Annotated in this window: 21 protein-coding genes and 1 pseudogene; 14 read left to right on the top strand and 8 right to left on the bottom strand. The window is 34.6% G+C overall.

The features are described from left to right. Positions 1-110: 110 nt before the first annotated feature. From ftsH to P9E47_RS05910, 3 genes are all read left to right on the top strand, one after another. Positions 111-1,928 carry an ATP-dependent zinc metalloprotease FtsH gene (gene ftsH, locus P9E47_RS05920; RefSeq protein ID WP_326162845.1) on the top strand — a complete coding sequence of 606 codons (1,818 nt, stop codon included), beginning with the start codon at positions 111-113 and terminating at the stop codon, positions 1,926-1,928. 219 nt (positions 1,929-2,147) lie between these two features. After that, the gene (locus P9E47_RS05915; RefSeq protein WP_326162844.1) at positions 2,148-2,624 is read left to right on the top strand and encodes a YjdJ family protein; all 477 of its coding nucleotides are present in this window, start codon (positions 2,148-2,150) and stop codon (positions 2,622-2,624) included. Positions 2,625-2,729: 105 nt separating this feature from the next. Next, entirely contained in the window at positions 2,730-3,494 is a 765-nt protein-coding gene (locus P9E47_RS05910) for an enoyl-CoA hydratase-related protein (protein WP_003332366.1), read from the top strand. Between the two features lie 45 nt (positions 3,495-3,539). On the opposite strand, the gene P9E47_RS05905 is transcribed toward P9E47_RS05910, so the two are convergent. Continuing rightward, complete coding sequence (locus P9E47_RS05905; RefSeq protein WP_326162843.1) at positions 3,540-4,445, bottom strand: TetR/AcrR family transcriptional regulator; 906 nt, start codon at positions 4,443-4,445, stop codon at positions 3,540-3,542. 189 nt (positions 4,446-4,634) lie between these two features. Here P9E47_RS05905 and P9E47_RS05900 point away from each other — a divergent pair, with 189 nt between their 5' ends. The 4 genes from P9E47_RS05900 to P9E47_RS05885 all read left to right on the top strand — a co-directional run bounded on the left by P9E47_RS05900 (position 4,635) and on the right by P9E47_RS05885 (position 10,400). After that, entirely contained in the window at positions 4,635-6,173 is a 1,539-nt protein-coding gene (locus P9E47_RS05900) for a DHA2 family efflux MFS transporter permease subunit (RefSeq protein WP_326162842.1), read from the top strand. A gap of 510 nt (positions 6,174-6,683) precedes the next feature. Further along, positions 6,684-7,955 (top strand): C4-dicarboxylate transporter DctA, encoded by a 1,272-nt coding sequence (gene dctA, locus P9E47_RS05895; protein ID WP_003332369.1) that lies wholly within the window; start codon positions 6,684-6,686, stop codon positions 7,953-7,955. A gap of 128 nt (positions 7,956-8,083) precedes the next feature. Beyond that, the gene (gene dcuS / locus P9E47_RS05890; RefSeq protein ID WP_326162841.1) at positions 8,084-9,709 is read left to right on the top strand and encodes a DcuS/MalK family sensor histidine kinase; all 1,626 of its coding nucleotides are present in this window, start codon (positions 8,084-8,086) and stop codon (positions 9,707-9,709) included. Next, positions 9,687-10,400 (top strand): response regulator, encoded by a 714-nt coding sequence (locus P9E47_RS05885; protein WP_326162840.1) that lies wholly within the window; start codon positions 9,687-9,689, stop codon positions 10,398-10,400. The genes dcuS and P9E47_RS05885 overlap by 23 nt, the downstream gene beginning before the upstream one ends. A gap of 305 nt (positions 10,401-10,705) precedes the next feature. Here the strand turns inward: P9E47_RS05885 and P9E47_RS05880 are convergent, their stop codons facing one another. From P9E47_RS05880 to P9E47_RS05870, 4 genes and pseudogenes are all read right to left on the bottom strand, one after another. Next, positions 10,706-11,314, bottom strand: a complete 609-nt coding sequence (locus tag P9E47_RS05880; protein ID WP_326162839.1) for a copper amine oxidase N-terminal domain-containing protein — start codon at positions 11,312-11,314, stop codon at positions 10,706-10,708. A 356-nt stretch (positions 11,315-11,670) separates the two neighbouring features. Beyond that, entirely contained in the window at positions 11,671-12,069 is a 399-nt protein-coding gene (locus P9E47_RS05875) for a hypothetical protein (RefSeq protein WP_326162838.1), read from the bottom strand. Between the two features lie 54 nt (positions 12,070-12,123). Then, a pseudogene (locus tag P9E47_RS22915) lies at positions 12,124-12,336 on the bottom strand (lipase family protein); the annotation flags it as partial. Between the two features lie 21 nt (positions 12,337-12,357). Continuing rightward, on the bottom strand, positions 12,358-14,883 hold the full coding sequence (locus tag P9E47_RS05870) for a vWA domain-containing protein (RefSeq protein WP_326162837.1): 2,526 nt from the start codon (positions 14,881-14,883) through the stop codon (positions 12,358-12,360). Positions 14,884-15,200: 317 nt separating this feature from the next. Between P9E47_RS05870 and P9E47_RS05865 the strand changes: the two genes are divergently transcribed. The 5 genes from P9E47_RS05865 (at position 15,201) to P9E47_RS05845 (ending at position 19,815) form a co-directional block, all read left to right on the top strand. Beyond that, a complete protein-coding gene (locus tag P9E47_RS05865; protein ID WP_003332374.1) occupies positions 15,201-15,884 on the top strand; it encodes a phosphoribosylaminoimidazolesuccinocarboxamide synthase in 684 nt (227 codons plus the stop codon). A 236-nt stretch (positions 15,885-16,120) separates the two neighbouring features. Then, positions 16,121-17,647, top strand: coding sequence for an acetyl-CoA hydrolase/transferase family protein (locus P9E47_RS05860; RefSeq protein ID WP_326162835.1), 1,527 nt, complete (start codon positions 16,121-16,123; stop codon positions 17,645-17,647). A gap of 214 nt (positions 17,648-17,861) precedes the next feature. Beyond that, positions 17,862-18,581: a YebC/PmpR family DNA-binding transcriptional regulator gene (locus P9E47_RS05855; RefSeq protein ID WP_003332377.1), complete on the top strand. Its 720-nt coding sequence runs from the start codon at positions 17,862-17,864 to the stop codon at positions 18,579-18,581. A gap of 214 nt (positions 18,582-18,795) precedes the next feature. Continuing rightward, complete coding sequence (locus P9E47_RS05850) at positions 18,796-19,005, top strand: hypothetical protein (RefSeq protein WP_003332378.1); 210 nt, start codon at positions 18,796-18,798, stop codon at positions 19,003-19,005. A 405-nt stretch (positions 19,006-19,410) separates the two neighbouring features. Next, complete coding sequence (locus P9E47_RS05845; protein ID WP_326162834.1) at positions 19,411-19,815, top strand: GyrI-like domain-containing protein; 405 nt, start codon at positions 19,411-19,413, stop codon at positions 19,813-19,815. Positions 19,816-19,983: 168 nt separating this feature from the next. Here P9E47_RS05845 and P9E47_RS05840 read toward each other — a convergent pair whose 3' ends face one another. Both P9E47_RS05840 and P9E47_RS05835 read right to left on the bottom strand, forming a co-directional pair. Then, entirely contained in the window at positions 19,984-20,121 is a 138-nt protein-coding gene (locus tag P9E47_RS05840) for a hypothetical protein (protein ID WP_326162833.1), read from the bottom strand. A gap of 178 nt (positions 20,122-20,299) precedes the next feature. Further along, positions 20,300-20,671: a hypothetical protein gene (locus tag P9E47_RS05835; protein ID WP_326162831.1), complete on the bottom strand. Its 372-nt coding sequence runs from the start codon at positions 20,669-20,671 to the stop codon at positions 20,300-20,302. Between the two features lie 976 nt (positions 20,672-21,647). Between P9E47_RS05835 and P9E47_RS05830 the strand changes: the two genes are divergently transcribed. Then, positions 21,648-22,253, top strand: a complete 606-nt coding sequence (locus P9E47_RS05830; protein WP_326162830.1) for a methyltransferase — start codon at positions 21,648-21,650, stop codon at positions 22,251-22,253. 128 nt (positions 22,254-22,381) lie between these two features. Continuing rightward, positions 22,382-23,404, top strand: a complete 1,023-nt coding sequence (locus P9E47_RS05825; RefSeq protein ID WP_326162829.1) for a hypothetical protein — start codon at positions 22,382-22,384, stop codon at positions 23,402-23,404. 170 nt (positions 23,405-23,574) lie between these two features. On the opposite strand, the gene P9E47_RS05820 is transcribed toward P9E47_RS05825, so the two are convergent. Further along, positions 23,575-23,991 (bottom strand): Hsp20/alpha crystallin family protein, encoded by a 417-nt coding sequence (locus tag P9E47_RS05820; protein ID WP_003332384.1) that lies wholly within the window; start codon positions 23,989-23,991, stop codon positions 23,575-23,577. Between the last annotated feature and the right edge of the window lie 101 nt (positions 23,992-24,092).

Below are 24,092 nucleotides of genomic sequence, written 5' to 3'. Positions count from 1 at the left end.
ATACAAGATTTGTAAAAGGGTTCACATAAAGTACAAGTTTTTTGTGAGGTTTAGACTATTAAGAGTGTTAAAATATGGGTTAAAGAAAAGGCTTGAAGGGAGAACCAATAATGAAAGTACAAAGAAATTCTCGGAAGCCCATGATTTATTATTTCCTGATTGCAATGAGTGTTGTTATGCTTCTGAACGCATTTATCATGCCGCTGATTACGGAACAAAAAATAACGGAAGTTGATTATGGGACATTTTTAACAAAAATTGAGAAGGGGGATATTAAAGCGGTAAAGATTTTGCCTAATCAAATCACTTTTACTGCTAGTAACGAACAAGGAAATGAAGCTGCTTTTGTGACGGGACGTATGGATGATCCAGATTTAGTGAACCGTCTGTATAAAGCCAAAGTCCCTTTTACCTCCACGATTCAAAGCGATAATTCCTCTTTCATCAATTTTATTTTAACTTGGATCCTCCCACTGATTCTTTTTATTTGGATCAGTCAAATTTTCATTAGGAAAATGCAAACGAAGGTAGGAGGGGGAAATCGTACATTAAGTATTGGGAAAAGTAATGCCAGAATTTATGTGAAAGCAGAAACAGGGAAATCCTTTAAAGATGTCGCTGGTCAGGATGAGGCTAAAGAAGCATTGCAGGAAATTGTTGATTATTTACATAATCCAACGAAGTATCGATTTATTGGTGCTAAGATTCCAAAGGGAGTTTTGCTTGTGGGACCTCCCGGAACGGGGAAAACACTGCTTGCAAAAGCATTAGCAGGCGAATCCAAGGTACCATTCTTCTCGATATCTGGTTCTGAATTTGTGGAGATGTTTGTCGGAATGGGGGCTGCGAGAGTCAGGGATTTATTCAAACAGGCACAGGAAAAAGCTCCTTGCATCGTTTTTATTGATGAAATCGATGCGATCGGTAAAAGCCGCAATTCAATGGGGATCAGCAGCAATGATGAAAGGGAGCAAACATTAAATCAACTTTTGTCAGAGATGGATGGGTTTGATGCCGGTAAGGGGGTCGTTATTTTAGCGGCTACGAATCGACCGGAAACCCTTGATAAAGCGTTGCTTAGACCTGGAAGATTTGACCGTAGAATCCCGGTGGAATTACCGGATTTGCAGGGACGTGAAGCGATTTTGAATGTCCATGCCGGCAAGGTAAGAATGGGAGACGATATTGATTTAAATGCAATTGCAAGAGCAACACCAGGTGCGTCTGGGGCGGATTTGGCCAATATTATTAATGAGGGTGCATTGAGAGCGGTGAAAGAAGGCCGTCATCACGTAAACCAAAGTGACCTCGAGGAGTCTGTAGAGGTCGTTATTGCTGGATATCAGAGAAAAAATGCCGTGATTCCGATGAAAGATAAATTAACGATTGCCTATCACGAAATAGGCCATGCTCTAGTTGCGGCCAAACAAAACCACTCAGCACCCGTTCATAAAATAACGATTATTCCGAGAACCTCGGGGTCGTTGGGTTATACGATGCAGGTGGAGGAAGGGGAACAAGTACTGCTTACAAAAGAGCAAGTCATGGATAAAATCACCACCTACATGGGCGGCCGAGCTGCGGAAGAGATAGTTTTTAATACGATCACTTCAGGTGCAGCGAATGACATCCAACAGGCGACTAGGATAGCCAGAGATATGGTGACAAGATTTGGTATGAGTGACGAATTCGATATGATGGCTTTAGAAACGGTAAACAATCCTTACTTAGGTAGCGATACTACTCTGTTAGTATCTCCTGAGACATCCGCGAAAATAGATGCGGAAGTACTAAAAATTATTAAAATTGCTCATCAAAGGGCTATTGAAATACTTGAAGAAAATAAAGATAAACTACATGAATTGGCAAAATACTTGGTGGAGAAGGAAACGATCACTGGGGGAGAATTTATGGAGTTTTTAGCTTAAAAAGCAATCGCTGAATCTATGGGCTCCAATTCATAGATTTGGCGATTTTTTTGAATAAAATTATAATATTGCATATTGACTTAAATTACCGGAGTGGAGACTATAAGATGAGATATTAAGTAAAACACAGTAGGATCCATAAATGGTATATTCAGGTAATTAAGGCAATTTGCGGTGTAATTGTAAAAATGATTAATTAAAAAAAGAGAGTGATTTATTATGGTTTATATTTTACAATATTGTATTTTTATTACCCTATTTCTTTTTTTTACACTATTGGCTTGGTATGAGGGTAGTGCACTATTGGACGTACAATGGGAGTGGAAATATACTGCCTTTTTTTCAAATGTTATAAATGGAGCTGTTAAAAAAGAATCGGATATTTCACAATTAGATTTTTTTATATATGCTGCAAAATTTAGACCAGTATTCCCCATATTTATGGTCCTCACTTTAAGTTATATAGTAACCATATCAGCAAAGTTAGTTTTAAAAAACAGTTATAAAAAATTAATACTTTTTTATAGTCTTTTTGGGTTGCTTTTCTTTTTTCTAACTGTTTTCGTTTCTGATTCACCGACAATCGGAGGAAAATATTTTACTATTCTTTTTATCATTTTATCAATCATTAATTTTACAATATCGCTTTATCACTACATATTTAGAGTAAGAGGTATGGACAATACCAAAATGTGATAATGTTGCTGTTGACTAAAGTTAGCTGAACATTCAAACTATAATTATGACAGCAAGAAATTAGCAAGGGTTTTTGATAAAATCACTAAATGGGGGAGTTGGAGGATGGAGTTTTTATCAGTAAGACAAACAGAGGACATTGCTTATATTACTTTGGAAAATATTAAAGAGTTTAACACTTTAACATTGCAGGTTCTTCGTGAAATGGATCAATTGTTAAAAGAAATTGGTACGAAAAGAGAAGTAAAAGTCGTTGTGATCGAGGGATCTGAGCGAGTATTTTGTGCAGGACATAGCTTAAAAGAAATTGAAGCAAAAAATGAAACGGAAGTATTGGCGCTTTTCCGAGAATGTTCGACGATGATGCGGACGTTACGCGAGATTCCGCAGATCGTTATTTCAAAAGTTCGCAGTGCAGCTGTAGCTGCCGGATGTCAATTAGTTGCCGCTAGTGACTTAGCGGTTGCTAGTGATGTCGCGAAATTTTCAACACCTGGAATAAATAGCGGGCTATTCTGCAGTACGCCAGCTGTATTTTTAAGTAGAAATATTGGACGGAAAAAGGCTGTAGAATTACTATTCACTGGTAATTTCATGTCAGCACAAGAGGCGCTGTTGCATGGCCTAGTCAATAAAGTTGTCCCGGTTGAGGAGTTAGATGCCGAAACGGAAAAACTGGCTAAAGATATTACGAAACAAAGCCTAAACATTATCGAAATAGGAAAGCGTCAGTTTTACCAACAAATTAATATGGAAGATTTCCAAGCCTTAAATTATTCAACAGAAGTTATTTCTTTAAATAGTAAACATCCAGATGCCCAAGAAGGAATCCGTGCCTTTATTGAAAAAAGAAAGCCAGTTTGGGATTGAAAGAGAAAAATCGGAGTATGAGTCATAAACATACTCCGGTTTATTTTATATTTTTTCGGCATTTTCACCGGGGGCTAAATATTCCAAGACAAGCTTTTCAAATAATTGCATTTCCTCGTTTTCTGAAAGCGCAATGTCTGTTTTTAATGAATGAAGTGCACTCTCTATAAGAAATTTCCGCGGTTCACGTGAATGCAATACTTCATCCAAAACAAAGTTAAGTAATTCAAGTGGTTTCGTTTGATCAACACTATCACTTAAGGTCATTTTAATTTGGAATACAGTATGACAAAGTTTTTCTTTTAAAGTCTTATCTGTTTTATTGCTTGGCAGCCAGTTTTCTAATACTTCGGGTCTTATTAACTGATCTTCTGCTGCCGAAACCTCCTCGACGATTTTTACAATCCGCTCTACACTGTATCGAACAATCCTCTGAATACTGGTGTTTTCCTCTTCATAAGCCATTGCGTTAAATTTAAAGTTATGTTGGAGAATTCCTAAAAACATAATTGCGCAATCTAATAAATAAGGTTTTTTCTCGTCCCCAAAAAGATCAAGAAATCGAGTATATACCCAATCAATGAACAGGAAATTGCCACGTTTCATGAAGTTGTTGAGTTCAGGATCATTTAAGACAAGCACTTCTTGAAATAGAGACAATAGTTTATTTCTTTTGTTCGTATTCATATGTAATTCAACTTGTTTTATAAAAACCTTAACATCAGAGGGGTCTTGGCCAATGAGCAATTCATTTCTCTCTTGTTCGAGTTTTTTAAAAATGGATTTAAATAATGCCATTAATAATTCACTTTTTGAGGAAAAATAATTATAAAATGTTCCCTTCGAGATCCCGCTGCTTTCTAAGATATCTTGAATAGATGTAGCTTGATATCCTTTTTCAATAAATAATTGATGAGCAATATTTAATACTTTTTGTTTCCTAATGTTCATAATTATCACCCGGAATTTTATTGGACTGCTTGTATAAAAATCATAGTACATTAATTTTTCGAAATATACAAACCTTTTAAAATAGGGAGTATTTATCAATTGAAATATTTAAACTTATGGTATAAGATATAGTTCATCTGAAATGTAAGTATAAATAATTGAACTTAGTGTTCATAGGAGGAAAGATCAATGAATCAAGACGTTAAAGAGACACATCGTCCACCCTATGGGATAATTTCAGTCTTAATGATTGGAGCATTTATCGCATTTTTAAATAATACATTATTAAACATTGCCTTACCTTCCATTATGACAGAATTAAAAATTGAGCCGGCAACTGTGCAATGGTTATCAACAGGATTTATGTTAGTAAACGGGATTCTAATTCCAACTACTGCATTTTTAATTGAAAAATATTCGGTACGCCGCTTGTTTTTAGTGGCAATGGGGTTGTTCACAATTGGGACTATCATTGCCGGTGTAGCCCACGTCTTCCCGATTTTATTAACCGGTCGTATGGTTCAAGCAGCAGGGTCGGCCATTATGATGCCGCTTCTAATGAATGTCATGTTAGTAAGCTTCCCAGTAGAAAAAAGAGGAGCAGCGATGGGCGTGTTTGGTCTAATATTAATGGCCGCACCAGCGATTGGTCCAACATTATCAGGTTGGATCATCGAACATTATGATTGGAGAATGCTTTTCCATTTCGTTACACCCATTGCAGCCGCAGTATTAATAATTGGATTTTTCTTGCTTAAGGATAAAAAAGAAAAGGTTAATATCCGTCTCGATGTCGTATCACTTTTATTATCAAGCATCGGTTTTGGCGGTTTAATGTATGGTTTTAGTTCTGCCGGGAATAAAGGCTGGGATAGCCCGCAAGTGTATGGAACAATTATAGTTGGAATTATTTCATTCGTTTCCTTTGTTATTTTGCAATCAAAAAAAGAGCGTCCGATGCTAAACTTCTCTATATTTAAATATCCAATGTTTGCTTTATCATCTGCCATTACAATGGTTATCAATATGGCGATGTTTTCCGGAATGATTCTTTTGCCAATCTATGTGCAAACACTACGTGGAATCTCTCCAATGGATGCAGGGTTAATGCTTCTTCCAGGAGCATTAGTAATGGCCTTTATGTCTCCTATCACTGGGAAATTATTTGATCGGTTTGGCGGCCGTATATTAGCTGTAATAGGGCTTACTATTTTAACGGTAACAACCTATTATTTCAGCAAACTAACGTTGGAAACCGGGTATACGCACTTAATGATCTTACATGCGATAAGGATGTTCGGCATGTCTATGGTCATGATGCCTGTATCAACAAATGGTTTAAATCAATTACCGGCTCGTTTCTACCCACATGGTACAGCGATGAACAACACGTTAAACCAAGTGTCAGGCGCTATTGGAACTGCACTATTAATTACAATTATGACGAATAAGACAGAATCAACTGCAACGAAACTTACACAAGAAGCTATGAGTCATGCAAGTGCAACAGGAGGTCAACCAACTGGGGCTGCAATAGCGGCTATTAAACAACAAATTGCAGCGCAAGCGATGTTGGAAGGAATTAATTTTGCTTTCTTAGTAGCGACTATTTTCTCTGTTATTGCCCTTGTCCTTGCTTTATTTATCAAAAGGGCAGCACCAGCAAAAGACCCAATCGAGCAAAAAGTGACTTCTCCAAAAGTTGCACCTAAATTAGCGGAAAATTAATTATGAAAATTACTTCAAAGTGAGAGGCTGCATGATGGGCCTCTTCTTTTTCGTTTTCAAGTCTAGAATTGCCTGCTTAAATAACTTTCAAAAGCCTCTATTAAAAACAAAAATATCACTTGAACCTTCCAAGAATATACGATTTTGGTCAATAAGTTTTTTGGTTGCTCCGCGTTTCTGATATACTATACTATTTCATTCCGCCAATTGTTATATAACATATTAAAGGTAAAAAACCTTTTAAAATCAACTATTACCGATCAATTTTCAGTTGGTGTACTAATAGAAAACGCTTACCTGTATACACCCTTTTGAATAGTAAAAATAATAAGAGTAAATAGATTATTTTTGAATATAACTCTTAATTTAATTACAAAATTATTTTATATAGTTACAAAATATATCAAAATCCGACAATAGTTCATATAATGTTCACATAAAGACAAAATGATTACGCTTTCAATTAATGAAATCTTTCTAAGAATTTTAAGAATAAGAAGGGGTGGAAAAATGAAAAAGTTTTTAAATTTTAAGAGTTTAACATTTCAGGTTATTAGCGGTATTATCCTCGGTATTATTTGTGGAGCATTATTTCCAAAGTTCGGTGCAGAATTAAAGGTTTTAGCAGATATTTTTATTAAAATGATTAAAATGATCATCGCACCAATCATCTTCCTAACAATCGTTGTTGGTATTGCTGGTATGGGTGATATGAAGAAGCTTGGTCGTATCGGTGGTAAGGCATTACTTTACTTTGAAATCGTTTCAACCATTGCTTTGGCTATTGGTATCACAGTTGCAAACGTTTTTAAACCAGGTAAAGGCTTTGATACAAGTGCTGCTTCAGCAGATGCTGTTGCCCAATATACGAAAGCTGCAGAAGAGACAAGCCATGGCTTAATGAACTTTATCTTATCGATTATTCCTGATACATTTTTAGGTGCTTTTACAAATGGTCAATTATTGCCGGTATTATTCGTTGCTATTCTTTTTGGAATTGCTCTTGCTCAATTAGGTGAAAAAGGACAGCCAATTTTAAACTTTTTTGAAAAAATTTCAGAAGTTATGTTCGGTATCGTAAACATTATTATGAAGGTTTCTCCAATTGGGGCATTTGGTGCCATGGCTTATACAATTGGTAACTTCGGTCTAGGTTCTCTAGTTTACCTTGGTAAGTTAATGGGTTCTGTTTATACAACTATGTTCCTATTTATCGTCCTAGTTCTTGGTGCAATTGCTAAGTTTTATAAATTCAATATTTTTAAATTCATTGCTTATATAAAAGAAGAAATTTTCCTAGTAGTCGGTACTTCTTCATCTGAATCCGCTTTACCACCAATGATGAAAAAGCTTGAAAAATACGGTTGCTCAAAATCAGTAGTAGGTCTTGTTCTTCCGACTGGTTATTCTTTCAACCTTGATGGAACCTCTATTTACTTATCAATGGCAGCATTATTTATCGCACAGGCCTTTGGTGTGGATCTATCATTAGGTGATCAGTTATTGCTTCTTGGTGTATTAATGTTAACTTCTAAAGGTGCGGCTGGTGTAACTGGTTCAGGTTTCGTAACTTTAGCTGCAACTTTAGCAGTGTTCCCATCAGTACCAGTTGCAGGTCTAGCGTTAATTCTAGGTGTTGACCGCTTCATGTCAGAAGCTCGTGCCGTTACGAACTTAATTGGTAATGGTGTGGCAACAGTAATCGTTTCAAAGATGGAAGGAGAGTTCACTCCACAATTACAAGGGGTTCCTTCAAAGAAAGACGAGGAAGTTTCAGCTTAATATAATTCAGCATAATAGAATATAGGAAATATCGATTGCAAAGGCTGTTCTACTAGAATAGCCTTTTTTGCATTATAATAGAAATATTGGAATCGGAAATACGACCATGCAATTATTGGAGTGAGTTTATGTTTTTGCGAAAACTGAAGCTAAGTACGATGATTACTGCGCTAGTCTGTCTAGTTGTCCTCGTCTCGTTGCTCATTACTGATATATTATTTAATTCAACTATTAAAGATACTATTGAGGAAAATCTGGAAGAGCGAGCAATCATTCTTTCTAATATTGTCGCAAGGTCAGACGAGGTCATTAATGGATTAAAAAATGAAGAACATGTTGACGATATTCAGGAATATGCCAATGAGATTCTAGAGGCAACGAACGTTCTGTATGTTGTAGTTATGGATATGAACGGTATACGTTTATCGCACCCGATACCTGAGAGGATTGGTGGGCTCTATAGTACAGAGGATCACAAGGCAGTGTTACACGGAAAGCAATATGTTTCTGTTTCTAAGGGTACGATGGGGAATTCTTTAAAAGCATTTACTCCTATTTATGATGAAAATAAGGTACAAATTGGGGCGGTTTCAGTAGGAATTTCTTTAGAACGAATTGATGATGCTGTCAATCAGGGACGTAAGAACATCCTTATTGCAACAAATTTTGGTTTATTAGTAGGGATTGTTTGCGCCTATTTTGTGGCAAGGTTTATTAAACAAATATTGTTTGGGCTTGAACCCCTCGCGATTGCAAAAATCCTTGAGGAACGTAATACCATGCTGCAATCTGTTCGTGAAGGGGTCATAGCGGTTGATCAGGATTCAAAGATTACACTCGTCAATAAATCGGCAAAACGAATGTTTAAGAAGGCAGGTTTGTCTGAAATTCCAATTGGATTGTCTATTCAGGAATATATGCCTTCGTTTAATGTGGAAAATGTTTTGAAAACCGGGAAGTCCGAGTTGGACGAGGAGTATAGCATCAATGGTGTTTCGATTCTATTAAATAAAGTACCTCTTATTGTAAATAAAGAAGTTGTTGGGGCGATTGCAACCTTTAGAGATAAGACAGAAATTAATCAATTGGCCGAGCAATTAACAGGTGTTAAAGCTTATGCAGAAGCATTGCGGGCCCAATCGCATGAATTTATGAACAAGCTTCACGTTATCCTTGGTATGGTCCGAATGGGGATGTATGAGCAGTTAACAATGTTTATCAATACACTCGTAGATCATCGCAATCATGAAGTGGGAAATGTAACTAAAAATATCAAGGACCCAGCATTGGCCGGTTTCATAATGGGTAAACTTAGTTATGCCAGAGAGAAAAAAGTAGACTTGTCCATTGAAATTGAGACAGTTCTACCTGAACCGAAAAGTTTAAGCGCAACCCATGAAATTATTACTATTTTGGGGAACCTAATTGATAACGCAATAGAAGCGATGGAGGACTCTCCGACAAAAGAGATAGAAGTCCTACTAAACTACTTTCATAACTCATTGAAAATTATTGTTTCAGATACGGGCCCTGGCATTTCCAAAGATGTTACCCGGCATGTCTTTGAAAAAGGCTTTTCAACAAAAGGACAAAACAGGGGCTATGGGCTATACTTAATACGGCAAAGTGTTGACCGGCTAGGCGGAGAAATCAATGTCCATTCAAGATTAAATAATGGAACAGAATTTGTTGTTGTAGTACCTTTTGAAACGAAAAAAGGGGATGATGCTCATGATCAGAGTTCTAATAGTTGAAGATGATCCAATGGTGGCCGAAATTAATAAAAGGTATCTCGAGGAAATTGCGGGTTTTGCACTTGTGGGTGTAGCTCATTCTGTCAATGATGCTCTAACATATATTGATAACGAACAAATTGATCTAGTTTTATTGGATGTATATATGCCCGGGAAAAGCGGGATAGAGCTGCTTACCTATATAAGAGAGCGAGAAAAAAGCATTGATGTCATCCTTATTACAGCTGCATCAGATGTAGAGAAAGTACAAACGGCCTTACGATTTGGAGTAGTTGATTACTTAATAAAGCCATTTGAATTTGAACGGTTTAAAGCAGCTATCTCTTCTTACAGCGAACAATTTACGTTGCTACATAATCAACGTCATGTTAATCAAAAAGACATTGATGAAATGTTGCTCAGTAAGGAAGCGAAGTCATCTGGCGCACCTGTTCACTCACTACCAAAGGGCTTAACAAAAAGCACACTACAAATCGTTGTTTCGGCAATTGAAGAAATGGGAAAGACCCCATTTTCAACGGAAACGATTGCGGAAAAAACGGAAATTTCTAGGGTCTCAATCGGGAAATATTTGAAGTTTCTAAAAGAAATAAAAGTTTTGGAAGAGACGATTACATACGGGATTGGAAGGCCTGTTTCTTTGTATATTTATAAAGAAGTGAACCGTTCTATTCTAAATAATTTGTTATAGGGACAGGGGATGGTGCTCTGCTTCCTTCTTGTTATTTCGGGGGAATATTCCATAAGAGGATTTTGCCTCCTAAAGTAATTGGACATTACATTGGATAATACTTACAGCAAGTCTCTAAGCAGACACGAATGAACATCTGAATATTTCAAGAAGTGAGACTACTTTCGTGTTTTTCCGCATAGAGACTTGGAATTCATTTAACAATTATTTTTGGTACGGCGTCCAATCATACTTGATCGCACTAATCACTTATGGAATAAATACTATTGCTAGAAAGGGGTATCCTAAAGAAATATTAATAATGGTCAAAGTGTAATATAAACTGAATTTGTTCCAATTTCTTTTTCAACTGTCTTATTGAATAGTTTACCAATCCATTCAATTGGAACAATAACCTCTGAATCCATTACTTGAGCAGGAACCTCCATTCTTATTTCTTTATTATTGTAATATGCAATATTTGAACCAATTTCTATTTCTAGTCTTTGCTCATCCTTAACTGCAATAATCTTATTATTTTCTTTATCCCATTCTGCTTCTGCACCAAAAATTAAAAATGTTAATTTGTAAGGGACTAAAGTATAATCTTTAGCTACTATTGGAACAAGATTAAATGTAACTTTGTCATCGTTAACATAGACAGTACGTGAAGTGTCTTTTACCAAATTAAGACTTTCTACTTCAGTAGTTATTGTAATTACATCTTCTGTTGTTACTTTTGATAATTCTTTAGTCTCCTCATAAATTAATGTGTCATCTTGTGTTTCCTTTTCATTAAAAGGCATAACCATCTCTAAATTATTAGGTAATTCATTAATTTTGGCTGAATCATTCAATACTTCTATTGCCGAAACCATAGAAGAATGGATAAAAACTAAGGCAATAAATAAACTAATCATAATTTTTAAATTCATAATTCTCCCCCTATATTAAATCAAATTAATTAATGTTAAATCTATTAACTAAACAAATATGGCGATAAAAGTAATCAGACAAATTGTTATTAATAAAAACAATTTTAAATTTTCCCTTTTGTCAATTTTTAATAGGTCACTAAAAAAATATAACACAGTAAATAATAATAAATTGGGACTAAGAGTCATTAGATAAAAATTTAAATAATCCCAAATTCCCCCTGATTTGATCTTTATTATCTCGTTAAATGTAATTCCTATAAAAACAAAAATATACAATGGGGATAAAAGAAGATTGAAAATGATATATGTTAGGTAAACTTTAATAAAATCTCCCCCATAAATAGCTTGATTTTTTATTTAATGTTTTCAATATAATCATAAAAATGGATTAAAGAATGAGCATTATTTGCATCAACTAGTCTTTTATCAAAGATTTCTTTTCTACTTTTAAGATTTTGATCCGTTGGAGCTACGTTATTTATAGCATCATTTAATTGAGCAGCAACATAAACTCTATTTTTATCAGAAATTTCTCCAATTTCTTCCTCATACTTTTGTATTGCGTCAACTAGAAATTGAAAATCGAAATCTGTTGGTGTTAAATTTTTGTAATAAAACGTATAACCCGCTCCTTCAGCACCAAGTTTAAATGCATCCTCATTTAAATGATGATCCAGAAGGTATAAAATATCAAAAGACATTGCATTATTAAAAATCTTATCATCATAACTAGAACTCGTAGCGACATTCAACGGGACTACTGGATTCCTTGAAGTATCAATATTTATCCCTATCTTTCGTAATGCTTTTGTTCCAAAAAATGGAGCTGCGTTGAATGTCCTTGTGTATTGATAATTTCCAATATTATTATTCTCTAAATGATAAGAAGCTACTTGTGCTAGCCACCCACCTAAAGAATGACCATTAATAAATATTTTTTTCTTTGGATACTTCTTAGCAATACTTTCTGCAAAACTTTTTGCATATGTCGCTTGCTTACTATTTCCTTCAAATAGTATTCCGTTAAGATTACCAAAAATTCAGTCGTTAATTAGATTTAGTGATAAAATATTATCTGAGCCTCTAAAAGTAATAACAATTTTATCTCCATGTAATACAGCAAATGCTCCAAACCCGCTATCAATCCAATTACTATCTTCGGCGCTAATCAAATACCAATCATCAAGTTTATTTCCATAAGTATCACTTTCATAATGAAAGTTTCCATTATTAATCTGAGCTCTTTTTGTATAAATGACATTTTTAAAATCTATACTTTTTGATTGAGTTCGGCTCATGCTTTCTAAATCATCTACATAAGATAGTTCTGACAACATTAATGCGTGCTCTGGTGTAAAATCATATACCAATGGATCATATTTAGTTCTTTGACTGCTTACTGAATTAATCGAAAATAGATTTATTGGGTCAGAATTATTATGTCTGACTTCATTAAAATCGCTTAATCCATCTCCATCTGTATCAATCACTGTAGGATCTGAGATCATTGTAAAATAAATTTTGTTTTCTAAACTTTTATATTGCACTAAAATTTCTTCACCATCTAATAATCCATCACCATCTGTATCACTATTATTTGGATCCGTTTTAAAGAGTGTTCCAGCTCCATTTCTTATTCCTTCAATTTCCAAGTAGTTAGGAATGCCATCTTTATCATCATCCAAAGTATAATCAACTGTATCACTAGCAGTATTTTTTAGTGCTTCTTCAAGTTTATTTGCATCTGTTGCAAAAAAGTACTTTCCACCTGTAGTTGTTGCAATTTTCTCCAGTAATGTTTTGTTTACCCCATTTCCTAATCCTACGGTATAGATACTTATTTTGTTTTCATTTGCAAGTTGTAAAACACTATCACTCCAAGATCCATCTCCATCTGTCAAAAAAATAATATACTTTGAATGATCTGTCTTACCGTTAGCCACTATTTCATCAATGGCTGCCTTAACACCATTATATAAATTTGTTCCTCCAGAACGATCAATAGAATCAATTGCATCTTTTATTTCTTGTTTATTTGTTGTTAAATGTACAAGAATTTTAGCTGTATCATCAAAATCCACAACTGCAGCTCTATCAGCATCACTCAATTTCTCTACAAAGTCTTTTGTAGCTTGTTTTCTTAAATCATAAGGATCCATCCAACTCATACTACCGGAGGAATCAATAGAAAAAACTACTTCGATATTTTTAATCTGTCCATTTTGATCCAAATCCGGTGGTCTTATATCTTTTTCCCATGCTTTTTCATATTCTTTTCCATTTAATAAAATATACTTACTAAAATGATTAACCGTTCCGGTTACTGTTCTACTATTTGGATCATGAACTTGATTATTAATTTCCTCTAATCTTTGCTCTTCTTCATTAAAGTAGTATATTTTTGGCTCAAAATCTTCAGATATTAATGATGAATCATAGCTAAATACTATCGTTGCTTCAGAAAATTGTACATCCGTTTCAAATTCATAAGCTTCACCTAGATATCCTGGAATTTTTTCATTCAAAATTCCGTTTCCCTTTAAACTTGTAACTGTAGTGGTAGAGGCTTCTGAAGCTATTGTATTAAGAGTAACGCTGGCGTTAACCATACTTTCACTATCTTCCATAATCGGGACCGTTGTAACAGGAATAACTTCATCACCATCGATTATTCCATTACCATCAGTATCAGTTAATGTAGGATTAAAACCTAGGTCTCCTTCTTCTCCATCTGATAATTTATCATTATCAGTGTCATATTCAAATGGATTAGTTTTTTGATTTAATTCATCACTATCACTTAGTCCATCAAAATCCGTATCATATAAATTAGGGTCAGTACCTATTTCGAGTTCTTTTATATTTGAAAGATTGTCCCTATCCATATCTTCCTCTGAATCATTAATTCCGTTTTTATCAGAATCAATTATTAATGGATCAGTTCCAGTTGCAAAGATTTCATATTGATCTGGTAATCTATCATCGTCCGTATCAGATTTTAAAGGATTAGTTTTATACATTAATACTTCTTCTCCATCACTTAAACCATCCTTATCAGTATCACTAATTGAAGGATTCGTACCAAGATTCATTTCCTCCTGATCTGTTAATCCATCATCATCGCTATCAGACATTGGATCTAATACTTTTATGATATATTCTTCACTTTCTGAAACGTAACGGCGATTTTCACTAGAAGGTTTTGGCCATAAAATTCTCACTTTAACTTTATGATCTCCAGGTTCACTGATTTTAGCAGTAAAGTTAAACTCAATTCGATCATTTGGTTTTAAATTCCCAAATATATAATGATCTAATTCGGTATTATCAATTAATAACGTAGCTACTAACCCCTTATTACCGGAGTAAGACGGGACATTTTGATAAATAACATTAATGTCAAATTCTTTATCTATAGTGGCATTTACTGGTAATTTTATTGTAGTGTTTGGAATATTGGGTGTTTCCTTTGTTTTACTTTGTGCAGACGTTGAAAGTGGATGAAAGATTGTTGTAAGAACTAATAAAATAATAATTAAAAGATTTCTATTTTTTAAGTTAACCAATTAAATCACTCCCTTATTATCCACTTTGCCATTTCCCATAAATTTACCTATTATGGTGGGTAATGGGTTATATGTAAATTTTAGTTGTTTCTTGATTATAGGTAAACAAAATATTGAAATATTCACGGGAATGTAACAAAATGGATAATTGATTTAAAAGGTTATAATTTTAGAAGAATTATAATTTATAAGAAGCAGCGATATCTTCCACTTCTGTTTTTTCATTTTATATAAAAAGCTTTTATTGATTTTTTCGGAAAAATCAATACATAATAAAGGTAAGTAATAGAAAACTTTACTAGGAAAGGAACAATGATATGAAACTCATTTATACTGGGAAAACGAAAGATGTTTATGCTCTTGAAGACGGAAATTATTTGCTGCAGTTCAAAGATGATGTAACAGGTGAAAATGGAGTCTTTGATCCAGGTGCCAATACTGTAGGTTTAACAATGGAAGGTGCTGGAAAAGCGGGACTAAGATTAACGAAGTTCTTTTTCGAAAAATTAGCAGTGGCTGGAATTCCAACTCATTATATCGATGCCGACATTGAAAAAGCGACAATGACAGTAAAACCAGCAACTGTATTTGGTCAAGGTCTTGAAGTCATTTGCCGTTACCGTGCTGTTGGCAGCTTCCTACGTCGTTACGGTATGTACGCTGAAGAAGCTCAGCCACTCGATGCTTTTGTAGAAGTTACAATTAAGGACGATGCACGTCAAGATCCACCAATCAGCGAGGACGCACTTGATATGCTTGGAATCCTTACCCTCGGCGAATACAAAGAATTAAAAGAGTTGACTCAAAAAATAGCAGCGATCGTAAAGGATGAGCTAGCTAAAAAAGAAATCGAGTTATATGATATTAAATTTGAGTTTGGCAGATTAGCGGATAAGCAAATCGTACTCATTGATGAAATTTCAGGCGGAAATATGCGTGCCTACAAAAAAGGTGAATATATCGAGCCATTAAAACTGGAACAATTAATGCTTGAAGATTAATTTTTTATTTATTAAATAAGAGCGAGCACCCACACTGGAACGTATTGTGTGGGTGTTTTTTTCTATTTTTTGAACCGCTCTGAATTGTTTCTATAACAGTGCCTAGAAAAAATATCTGCTTTAGTACAGGATTTAGCTTGTTTGTCACAAAGTTTCGTTTTTTGTCGTAAAATAAAATTTTTGTCCAATTTTGAATATATAATTAATTTATAAAACCATTAAGGTGGGGTAGAAATATGAAAACACATATAGAGAGAATTAGAGACCCAAGATTACTGGATCGTGTAGTTACAGCAGAAGAAGCGGCATCGTGGATACAGGACGGAATGACAATCGGAATCAGCGGTTTTACTAGAGCTGGCGATGCCAAGGCGATTCCATTTGCATTGGTGAAACGTGCCGAAACAGAATCTTTTAAAGTAAATTTATTTACTGGAGCCTCCATCGGTTCAAATATCGACAAAATGTTTACGGAAGCTGGGATTATTAGAAAACGTCTGCCGTATCAGGCTGACAAAACGATGAGAGATGGAATTAATAAAGGTGATGTATTATTTGTAGATGCCCATCTTTCACATGTGGCTGAATTAGTACGGAATAAGGCATTGGAGCCCATAGATTTTGCCGTTATTGAGGCACTCTCTATTACTGAAGATGGAATGATCATCCCGACAACATCAGGTGGAAACTCACAGGTTTTTGCTAATCATGCAAAAAATATCATCATTGAGCTTAATGCTGCATTTCCATTGAGCTTAGAAGGTTTACACGATTTTTATGACCCAGGTGAACAGGGGAAAAGACAACCAATTCCATTAACAAAGCCATCTGATCGAATTGGAATGATTGGAATTCCATATGATCCAGATAAGGTAAAAGGAATCGTATTTACTCATTATCCAGATACACCTTCACCAATCGTACCACCAGATGATGAAACTGTAACGATGGCCAATCATTTGCTAGACTTTTTACGCAATGAAATTGCTGCTGGTAAATTGCCTGAAAAACTGCCAACTTTACAATCAGGAGTGGGTTCAGTAGCGAATGCTGTTCTTCATGGATTACTAGAATCAGAATTTGAAGATTTACAGCTATATTCGGAAGTACTTCAAGATGCAGTTTTTGACTTAATGGATGCAGGAAAGGTTACATTTGCTTCAAGCTGCTCGTTAGGTTTATCAGAAGCTAAAATGGATGAGGTATATTCCAACTTTGATAAATATCGTGATCGTATCATGTTACGTCCACAGGAATTATCGAATAATCCGGAAATCATTCGTCGTCTCGGCTTAATTTCTATTAATGCAGCATTAGAATTCGACATCTATGGCAATGTAAACTCCACCCATGTAATGGGAACAAAAATGATGAATGGAATTGGTGGTTCTGGCGATTTTGCGAGAAATGCCCGTTTGGCTATCTTTGTCACAAAATCAATCGCAAAGAATGGAAAGATTTCAAGTATCGTGCCTTTCGCTTCACACATTGACCATACCGAACATGATGTAGATGTAGTAGTAACGGAACAAGGTTATGCAGACCTTCGCGGCTTAGCACCACGTGAGCGGGCAGAATTGATTATTCATAACTGTGTACACCCAATGTATCGAACTCAGTTGTGGGACTACTATACAGAAGCTTTAACAAGAGGCGGCCAAACACCTCATATCTTGGAAAAAGCTTTATCATGGCATATTAATTTACAAAAATACGGAACAATGCAACCAAAGGTCGAAGAAAAAGTAAAAGAAACTGTTTAACTATTAAATACGGCTGTTTAAACTATTAAGTTTAGCAGCCTTTTTTTATTTCAACGAATTTTAATCTTGACTTTTTTCAAAGGCTATTTTTAAATTCGGACTTTCCATGTATAATAATAGAGTTATACGATACAAATTATACTATTGGGTATAATAGTGAAATGAATGATGTTTGCATTTTTTTAGATTCAATGTTGAAAGAGAGTGGAACAAAATGGGTCGTAAGTGGAACAATATTAAAGACAAGAAAGCATCAAAGGATGCCAATACTAGTCGAATTTATGCGAAATTTGGCGTAGAGATTTATGTGGCAGCTAAACAGGGCGAGCCTGATCCAGAGTCTAACCAAGCTTTAAAGTTTGTTCTAGAACGGGCAAAAACATATAATGTACCAAAACATATCATTGACCGCGCAATTGAAAAGGCAAAAGGCGGATCAGATGAAAACTATTCCGAGCTTCGTTATGAAGGCTTTGGACCAAGTGGTTCAATGGTAATTGTTGATGCACTAACAAATAACGTAAACCGTACTGCTTCAGAAGTTCGTGCAGCGTTTGGTAAAAATGGCGGAAACATGGGTGTAAGTGGCTCTGTTGCCTACATGTTTGATCAAACTGCTGTTATCGGTGTTGAAGGAAAATCTGAGGAAGAAGCACTTGAAATTCTGATGGAAGCTGACTTGGATGTCCGTGACATTATGGAAGAAGATGATTCAGTGATTGTTTATGCACTACCTGACCAATTCCATGCTGTTCAAGAAGCGTTCAGAAATGCAGGTGTAACTGAATTTACAGTAGCTGAAATCACAATGCTTGCACACAACGAAGTAACTCTAGATGCAGACGCACAGGCTCAATTCGAAAAAATGATTGATGCAATTGAAGATTGCGACGATGTTCAACAAGTGTACCATAACGTTGATTTAGGAGAATAAGTGGGATAGAGGACAGGAAAACCCTTGGTGTTTCAGCATTTTTCGTCCAGTGGTAAGTCTTTTGATTGTCAAAAATCTGGAATGTTTCAGTGGTTTTTCTAGTGAACGATGATAAACATGTTCATTTTTTACCGAAACTACTGTGATATACCTTCAAGTACCAATTAACTCACTTTTTGTATGGGAAATTAATTCATGCAAGGAGTGATTTTTTTTGTTATTAGAAGACATTTACAAGGAATTTTTATTTGATTTGGAGATTAAAAACTATTCTATTCGCACTATTAAAGGCTACAGAAACAACAATCAAGCATTTTTTTCGAAAGCAATGGATGATGCAAAACTTGCAGACGAAATTATCAAACTGCAATTTTGGATTATTCATTATGAAAAAATAGGATACAGATTTGCTTTACCATGTTAATTATTATTTAACGGTTGCAGATCTAATAATAAGTTTCTTTTGGGAAGGTTATTTGGATTCAACTAATGTCTTTGATGTACTATTAAATATCATCATAGATGTAACTTACTTTTTATGGATAAATTTTCATTTTAAAAAGATAGCTTCTACAGAATAAAGTTTTCATCTGATTCTGTAGCGTATAGGTGGAGGTAACGATAATATTTGATGAATATGAACGAGAAAATTGGGCGTCTAATGGACAACTTCATTCAATAAAATTTGGTGATGGCTTTGGTAAGCAAGGAACACAATGAACTTAATATAATATTTTACTGGGGGATAGTTTTTGCTGAATAATAATATCTCACTAGTGGGTAAATCATGGCTAGGAAATAAAAGAATTGTTGAAAGGGATGACTAATTTTGAAACTGTATTTAATCAACAGCATTAGAACAAATAATTTTAATGATGAGCAAATGTTGGGGAAAATCAAAACCTTGTGGGGAGAAGCCACTCGCAAACTAGAAAACCACCAAAATAGTGTATATGGAATTTATTATGATTATGAAGATGACTATAAAGCTGATTATTCGTTAAGTGTTGCAATTGAAGATAATAATGGGAACACTTTTATTGAGATACCGAATAACGAGATATATGAAGTCTTTAAAGTAGATACTACTGACGAACAAGGTATCATTAAAGCTTGGAGTAAAATATGGGAACAAGAAGAAGCAGGCTCTTTAAAGAGAGCTTACTCATATGATTTTGAAAAATACAACCCTAATGGGGAAATTGAAATTCACATAGCAATTAAGCAATCTTAAAGACAATCTACAAGATTAATTAACATAGCCTATTTTGAGATAAAATAAGAGTTTCATCTACAGCACATAGGCTATTATCGTTAATAGCCAAAATTAAGGGAAGCCCATATTTCAAAGGGTTTCCCTGTCCTTTTACAAAATTTGCGCTTCTGTTTACTGGTGGAAATATTAGTCTTTATCTCTTATTTCCTCCAATACTTTTATTATTTGGTTATTTTGATTCTCTATAGATTTCAATCTTTTTTCAACTACACTGGAAGAAGAAAACAATATAAGTATAATAGCAATTCCGATGATGATTTCCAACCTAATTTCCCTCCCACTATTTTCTTTATTTAAGCACACCTGTTAGTTCATCAAAGAAAAGGTGTTTTCCAAAAATTTAAGAGTTAGTTTTCAAATAAATGACTGGGCATGTTCCGCAATCGTATCCATGTGAAAAATTCTACCTATTGGGCAAACAGATATAATAAATAATTTTCCATCAAACTTCATTAACTTTGTTTTTGAGTTTTTTAGCAAAATTAGTAGCGAGAAACTGAGGAATCAAATTTAAAAAACTAACCAAGATTAATAATTGATATGGAGTTAATGGCTTAAAATAGCCACTCCAATGTTCGTTCCCCACCATTCCGTTGATAAAATAAAATGAAATTATTACAGATAACAAATTGCCGATAATAGGAAATAACGAATTGATAAATAGTTTTCCGAAGAAAGCAAGAAGCGAAGTGGCTATTATCATAATTAAATAGCCAAGCATTGAATGGTTGGCATAATCTTGATACATTGAAATATAAACAAAAGGAAAGCAGTACAGACAGATTATTACAATACCGATTCCTATTTTCCCCATTCTACCACCTCTTTTACTTATAAAACCAGTAATAATAACTCAAGATTAAAATGCTTATTATCATTATAATTCCAAAGTGTTTTTTCCTTGGCTTTTCCGCAGAACTACTTCCACCAAAGAAGAAATACAGTGAGCCAAGAACGAAAATTATGTAGGCTAATATTTTTAGAAAAAAGTCCATAGTACCTCCTTGTTTCCCATTTGGAACTATACACCAAGCAAGTTCAATTTCACAATATGGAGTGCTTTTCTCAAAAACAATTTGACTATTGAAATGAAAAAATACACGATTAACACTATCATGCCAAAATTAACCCAAAATATTGCCCACCAGTCCTTATTTCTTATTGGATAAAACTTCAAAAGGAATAGATTAACTATTTTTCTCTTATTTTAATCACCTTTTTTAAATATTTATTTAAGTAAAATTAACACAAGTCCCTTTAAATGGTAACACATATTTCCATATTTATGTTATTTTACAGTTAAATTGTCATTTAACGTTAATCCAGAAATTAAAAAAGAGTACAACTACAAATGTACTCTTTATGCAAATCCTTTGGTAATTCATGAAGGAATTGTTTTAATTGTGGTTGGAAAAGAATATGTTGTAAAAAAAGAATGAGTTGAATAGTAAAAATTTGGTTGATTAATAATAATAAAGCAAAAATAAGAGTAGAGGTGTACATTTTTGAACTTTAAGAAAGTCATATTAAATATACTTTCTCTTTCGATCCTATGGGGTTACGGATTGTATTGTCTAATTCACAAAAATGATGATGTGATGGCAATACTATTACCCGTTTTCACATATATGTGGTTTAGAAAAAAATAATAGTAAATAACCCATATATCCCGCTTAAACAATGATGTACATAGACTGAGTTATGGTAAAATGCACAAAAATATAGTATGATATGCTAATAATTTCATATTTTATGTACGGAATGTGGTTATCAAATAGGAGATAGATCCCATGAAGGAACATTATTACGATAAATTGCTCAACATAAATACAAGGGGAAATCAAAAAGAAACCAGCGGGTCGATCCACTACCATCGCTATGAACCAACCCAATACATCGCGCTAGAAGCATTATTTAACGAATATAAATTAAAAAGTAGTGACCATGTCGTTGACTTTGGGTGTGGTAAAGGGCGATTAAACTTTTACATACATTATTTTTTTCATGCATCCGTTGTCGGGATAGAAATGAACGAAGTATTTTATAAAGAAGCCATTCAAAATAAAACGAGTTATCAAAAGAAACATAAGAGAGATAGAGATAAAATTCAATTCCAATGTTGCTTAGCGCAAGATTATGAAATTAATCCATTGGACAATCGATTTTATTTCTTTAACCCATTTTCGATACAAATTTTTATTGCTGTGCTTATAAATATTATAGTTTCGGTTGGAGAAGCCGATCGGGAAGTTGAACTAATTTTGTATTATGCGTCCGAGGATTATGTCTATTTTTTAGAAAATCATACTGGATTTGAATTAAAAAAGGAAATTATTGTACCTGGTTTATATGAAAATGACCCGTATGAGAGGTTTTTAATCTATCAATTGGGATAAGGGGGCGGAGGTTCTTTTGACCCAAAGTGAGCCAGAGTTCCCGACCCTGTGTCTCCTGCTATTAATCTGAAAATACTGACAACGATTCAGCTAAATGATATATTGATAGGGAAGGGGGCAATAGAACTATGGAATTTAGAAGAGAAGAAGAATGGTTTACGTTTTATGATGTTCAAGGGAATTTGATCGAACGGAAGACGGAAGTGCGGTTTGACCCATTGACTGGGGAAACTTCCCGGCTTATTTTTGATCCGGGAATGCCAATTACACCGCCTGATTATAGTGAATTAGCTGAACAGACTGGTGGGGCAAAATGTCCGTTTTGTCCGGAAAATCTATACAAGATGACACCGGTTTTTCCAAAAGAAATTTCTCAAGATGGTAGAGTGGCACAAGGAGAAGCGGTGGCATTCCCTAATCTATTTCCATATAGCAAACATAATGCTGTGGTTATTTTTTCGGGTCAACATTATGTGAGATTAGAAGAATTTACGGTGGAAATGATTAAGAATGCGTTTATGGCTGCGCAAACCTATACTCAAAATGTAATTGTCGTAGATCCAAATGCACAGTATGCTTCTATTAATTGGAACTATTTACCTCCATCTGGGGGAAGCATCCTACACCCACATATTCAGGTGATTTTGTCCGAGTCAGCAACGAACACTCAAACGTTGATAAGTGAAAAAGCGAAGACCTATGAAGAAGAACATGGCAAGGAATATTTTACGTCATTATATGAAACTGAAAAAGAGCTTGGCGAAAGATGGATTGGTGAGTTAGGAAATGTGGCTTGGATGCATGCCTATGCACCGAAAAGCCATAATGATTTTGTGGCAATCTTTACAGAGTCCCGTTCTATTTTTGATATTACTGAACAAGATTGGTTGAACTTTGCAACAAGTATCAAAGCCATTTTTGCGACGCTTTCTGAACAGGGATTTGCAAGTTTTAACCTACTGCTTAACGCATCAATTGATCGTGACTCAAAGCAGCCTGTACATATTCGACTCATACCCCGGATTACAATAGGGGCTCTGAATACCAGTGATATCAACTCTTTCCAAGCTTTACATCAAGAACCGCTTTCATTGAAAATACCGGAAGAGGTAGCAGACAAGGCTCGGAAGCATTTTGAAAAAATAAAATAATTGATTAGAAAAACACGTAATTTGCCCATGATGGCAAAATACGATGTACCTAAAGGTATGACCTGTGGCCCTTTTTCTTATACTATAATCCATAAAATCTTATATTTTATAGTATAAAAGAAAAGGAGAGTAAGACACCACATATCCGGCGGTGTTGCTCTCCTTTTAGCTTATTCTATTGGAATATGTTTACGATCCGGCAATGATGGATTTTTCTTTTCTAAAGTAATTGTTAGAACTCCATCTTCATATTTTGCTTTGGAAGAATCACTAATTACTTCAGCAGGAAGTGGAATCGTTCTTTCTACTTTTCCATAAGAACGCTCCTGCTTATAATACTTTTCGCCTTTTTCTTCTTTTTCGGCGGTACGAGAAGCCTTAATAGTAAGAGAATATTCATCTAAAGCCAACTCAATTTCATCTTTGCTGAATCCAGGAAGATCTGCATGAATCGTGATTGTTTTTTCATTTTCTTTTACATCCACATCAAACATCTTGCTCCATGGCCATGGATTATCAAAGAATTCCTCCAGCTCCTGACTTCTCTTGTTCCAAAATCTAGGTAGTAAATCATGTAGTGTTGCCATAATGATCAACCTCCATTTTGAAATATTTAACTTCCACATCTATTTTAATACATTTTATTAGAGTTGGGCACATTTTCCATTACTGTTCATGGAATTGTAAA

Origin of the sequence: Schinkia azotoformans (assembly GCF_035811335.1) — a bacterium.
GTDB classification, from domain to species: domain Bacteria; phylum Bacillota; class Bacilli; order Bacillales; family Bacillaceae_J; genus Schinkia; species Schinkia azotoformans.
The sequence above is the reverse complement of the archived record's forward strand: the minus strand, read 5'-3'. Positions and strand labels throughout refer to the sequence as shown.

What these genes read in the sequence shown, in the direction of transcription:
- ftsH (WP_326162845.1), top strand. Translation starts at nt 111, where the DNA reads ATGAAAGTACAAAGAAATTCTCGGAAGCCCATGATTTATTATTTCCTG.
- P9E47_RS05915 (WP_326162844.1), top strand. Translation starts at nt 2,148, where the DNA reads ATGGTTTATATTTTACAATATTGTATTTTTATTACCCTATTTCTTTTT.
- P9E47_RS05910 (WP_003332366.1), top strand. Translation starts at nt 2,730, where the DNA reads ATGGAGTTTTTATCAGTAAGACAAACAGAGGACATTGCTTATATTACT.
- P9E47_RS05905 (WP_326162843.1), bottom strand. Translation starts at nt 4,445, where the DNA reads ATGAACATTAGGAAACAAAAAGTATTAAATATTGCTCATCAATTATTT.
- P9E47_RS05900 (WP_326162842.1), top strand. Translation starts at nt 4,635, where the DNA reads ATGAATCAAGACGTTAAAGAGACACATCGTCCACCCTATGGGATAATT.
- dctA (WP_003332369.1), top strand. Translation starts at nt 6,684, where the DNA reads ATGAAAAAGTTTTTAAATTTTAAGAGTTTAACATTTCAGGTTATTAGC.
- dcuS (WP_326162841.1), top strand. Translation starts at nt 8,084, where the DNA reads ATGTTTTTGCGAAAACTGAAGCTAAGTACGATGATTACTGCGCTAGTC.
- P9E47_RS05885 (WP_326162840.1), top strand. Translation starts at nt 9,687, where the DNA reads ATGATCAGAGTTCTAATAGTTGAAGATGATCCAATGGTGGCCGAAATT.
- P9E47_RS05880 (WP_326162839.1), bottom strand. Translation starts at nt 11,314, where the DNA reads ATGAATTTAAAAATTATGATTAGTTTATTTATTGCCTTAGTTTTTATC.
- P9E47_RS05865 (WP_003332374.1), top strand. Translation starts at nt 15,201, where the DNA reads ATGAAACTCATTTATACTGGGAAAACGAAAGATGTTTATGCTCTTGAA.
- P9E47_RS05860 (WP_326162835.1), top strand. Translation starts at nt 16,121, where the DNA reads ATGAAAACACATATAGAGAGAATTAGAGACCCAAGATTACTGGATCGT.
- P9E47_RS05855 (WP_003332377.1), top strand. Translation starts at nt 17,862, where the DNA reads ATGGGTCGTAAGTGGAACAATATTAAAGACAAGAAAGCATCAAAGGAT.
- P9E47_RS05835 (WP_326162831.1), bottom strand. Translation starts at nt 20,671, where the DNA reads ATGGGGAAAATAGGAATCGGTATTGTAATAATCTGTCTGTACTGCTTT.
- P9E47_RS05830 (WP_326162830.1), top strand. Translation starts at nt 21,648, where the DNA reads ATGAAGGAACATTATTACGATAAATTGCTCAACATAAATACAAGGGGA.
- P9E47_RS05825 (WP_326162829.1), top strand. Translation starts at nt 22,382, where the DNA reads ATGGAATTTAGAAGAGAAGAAGAATGGTTTACGTTTTATGATGTTCAA.
- P9E47_RS05820 (WP_003332384.1), bottom strand. Translation starts at nt 23,991, where the DNA reads ATGGCAACACTACATGATTTACTACCTAGATTTTGGAACAAGAGAAGT.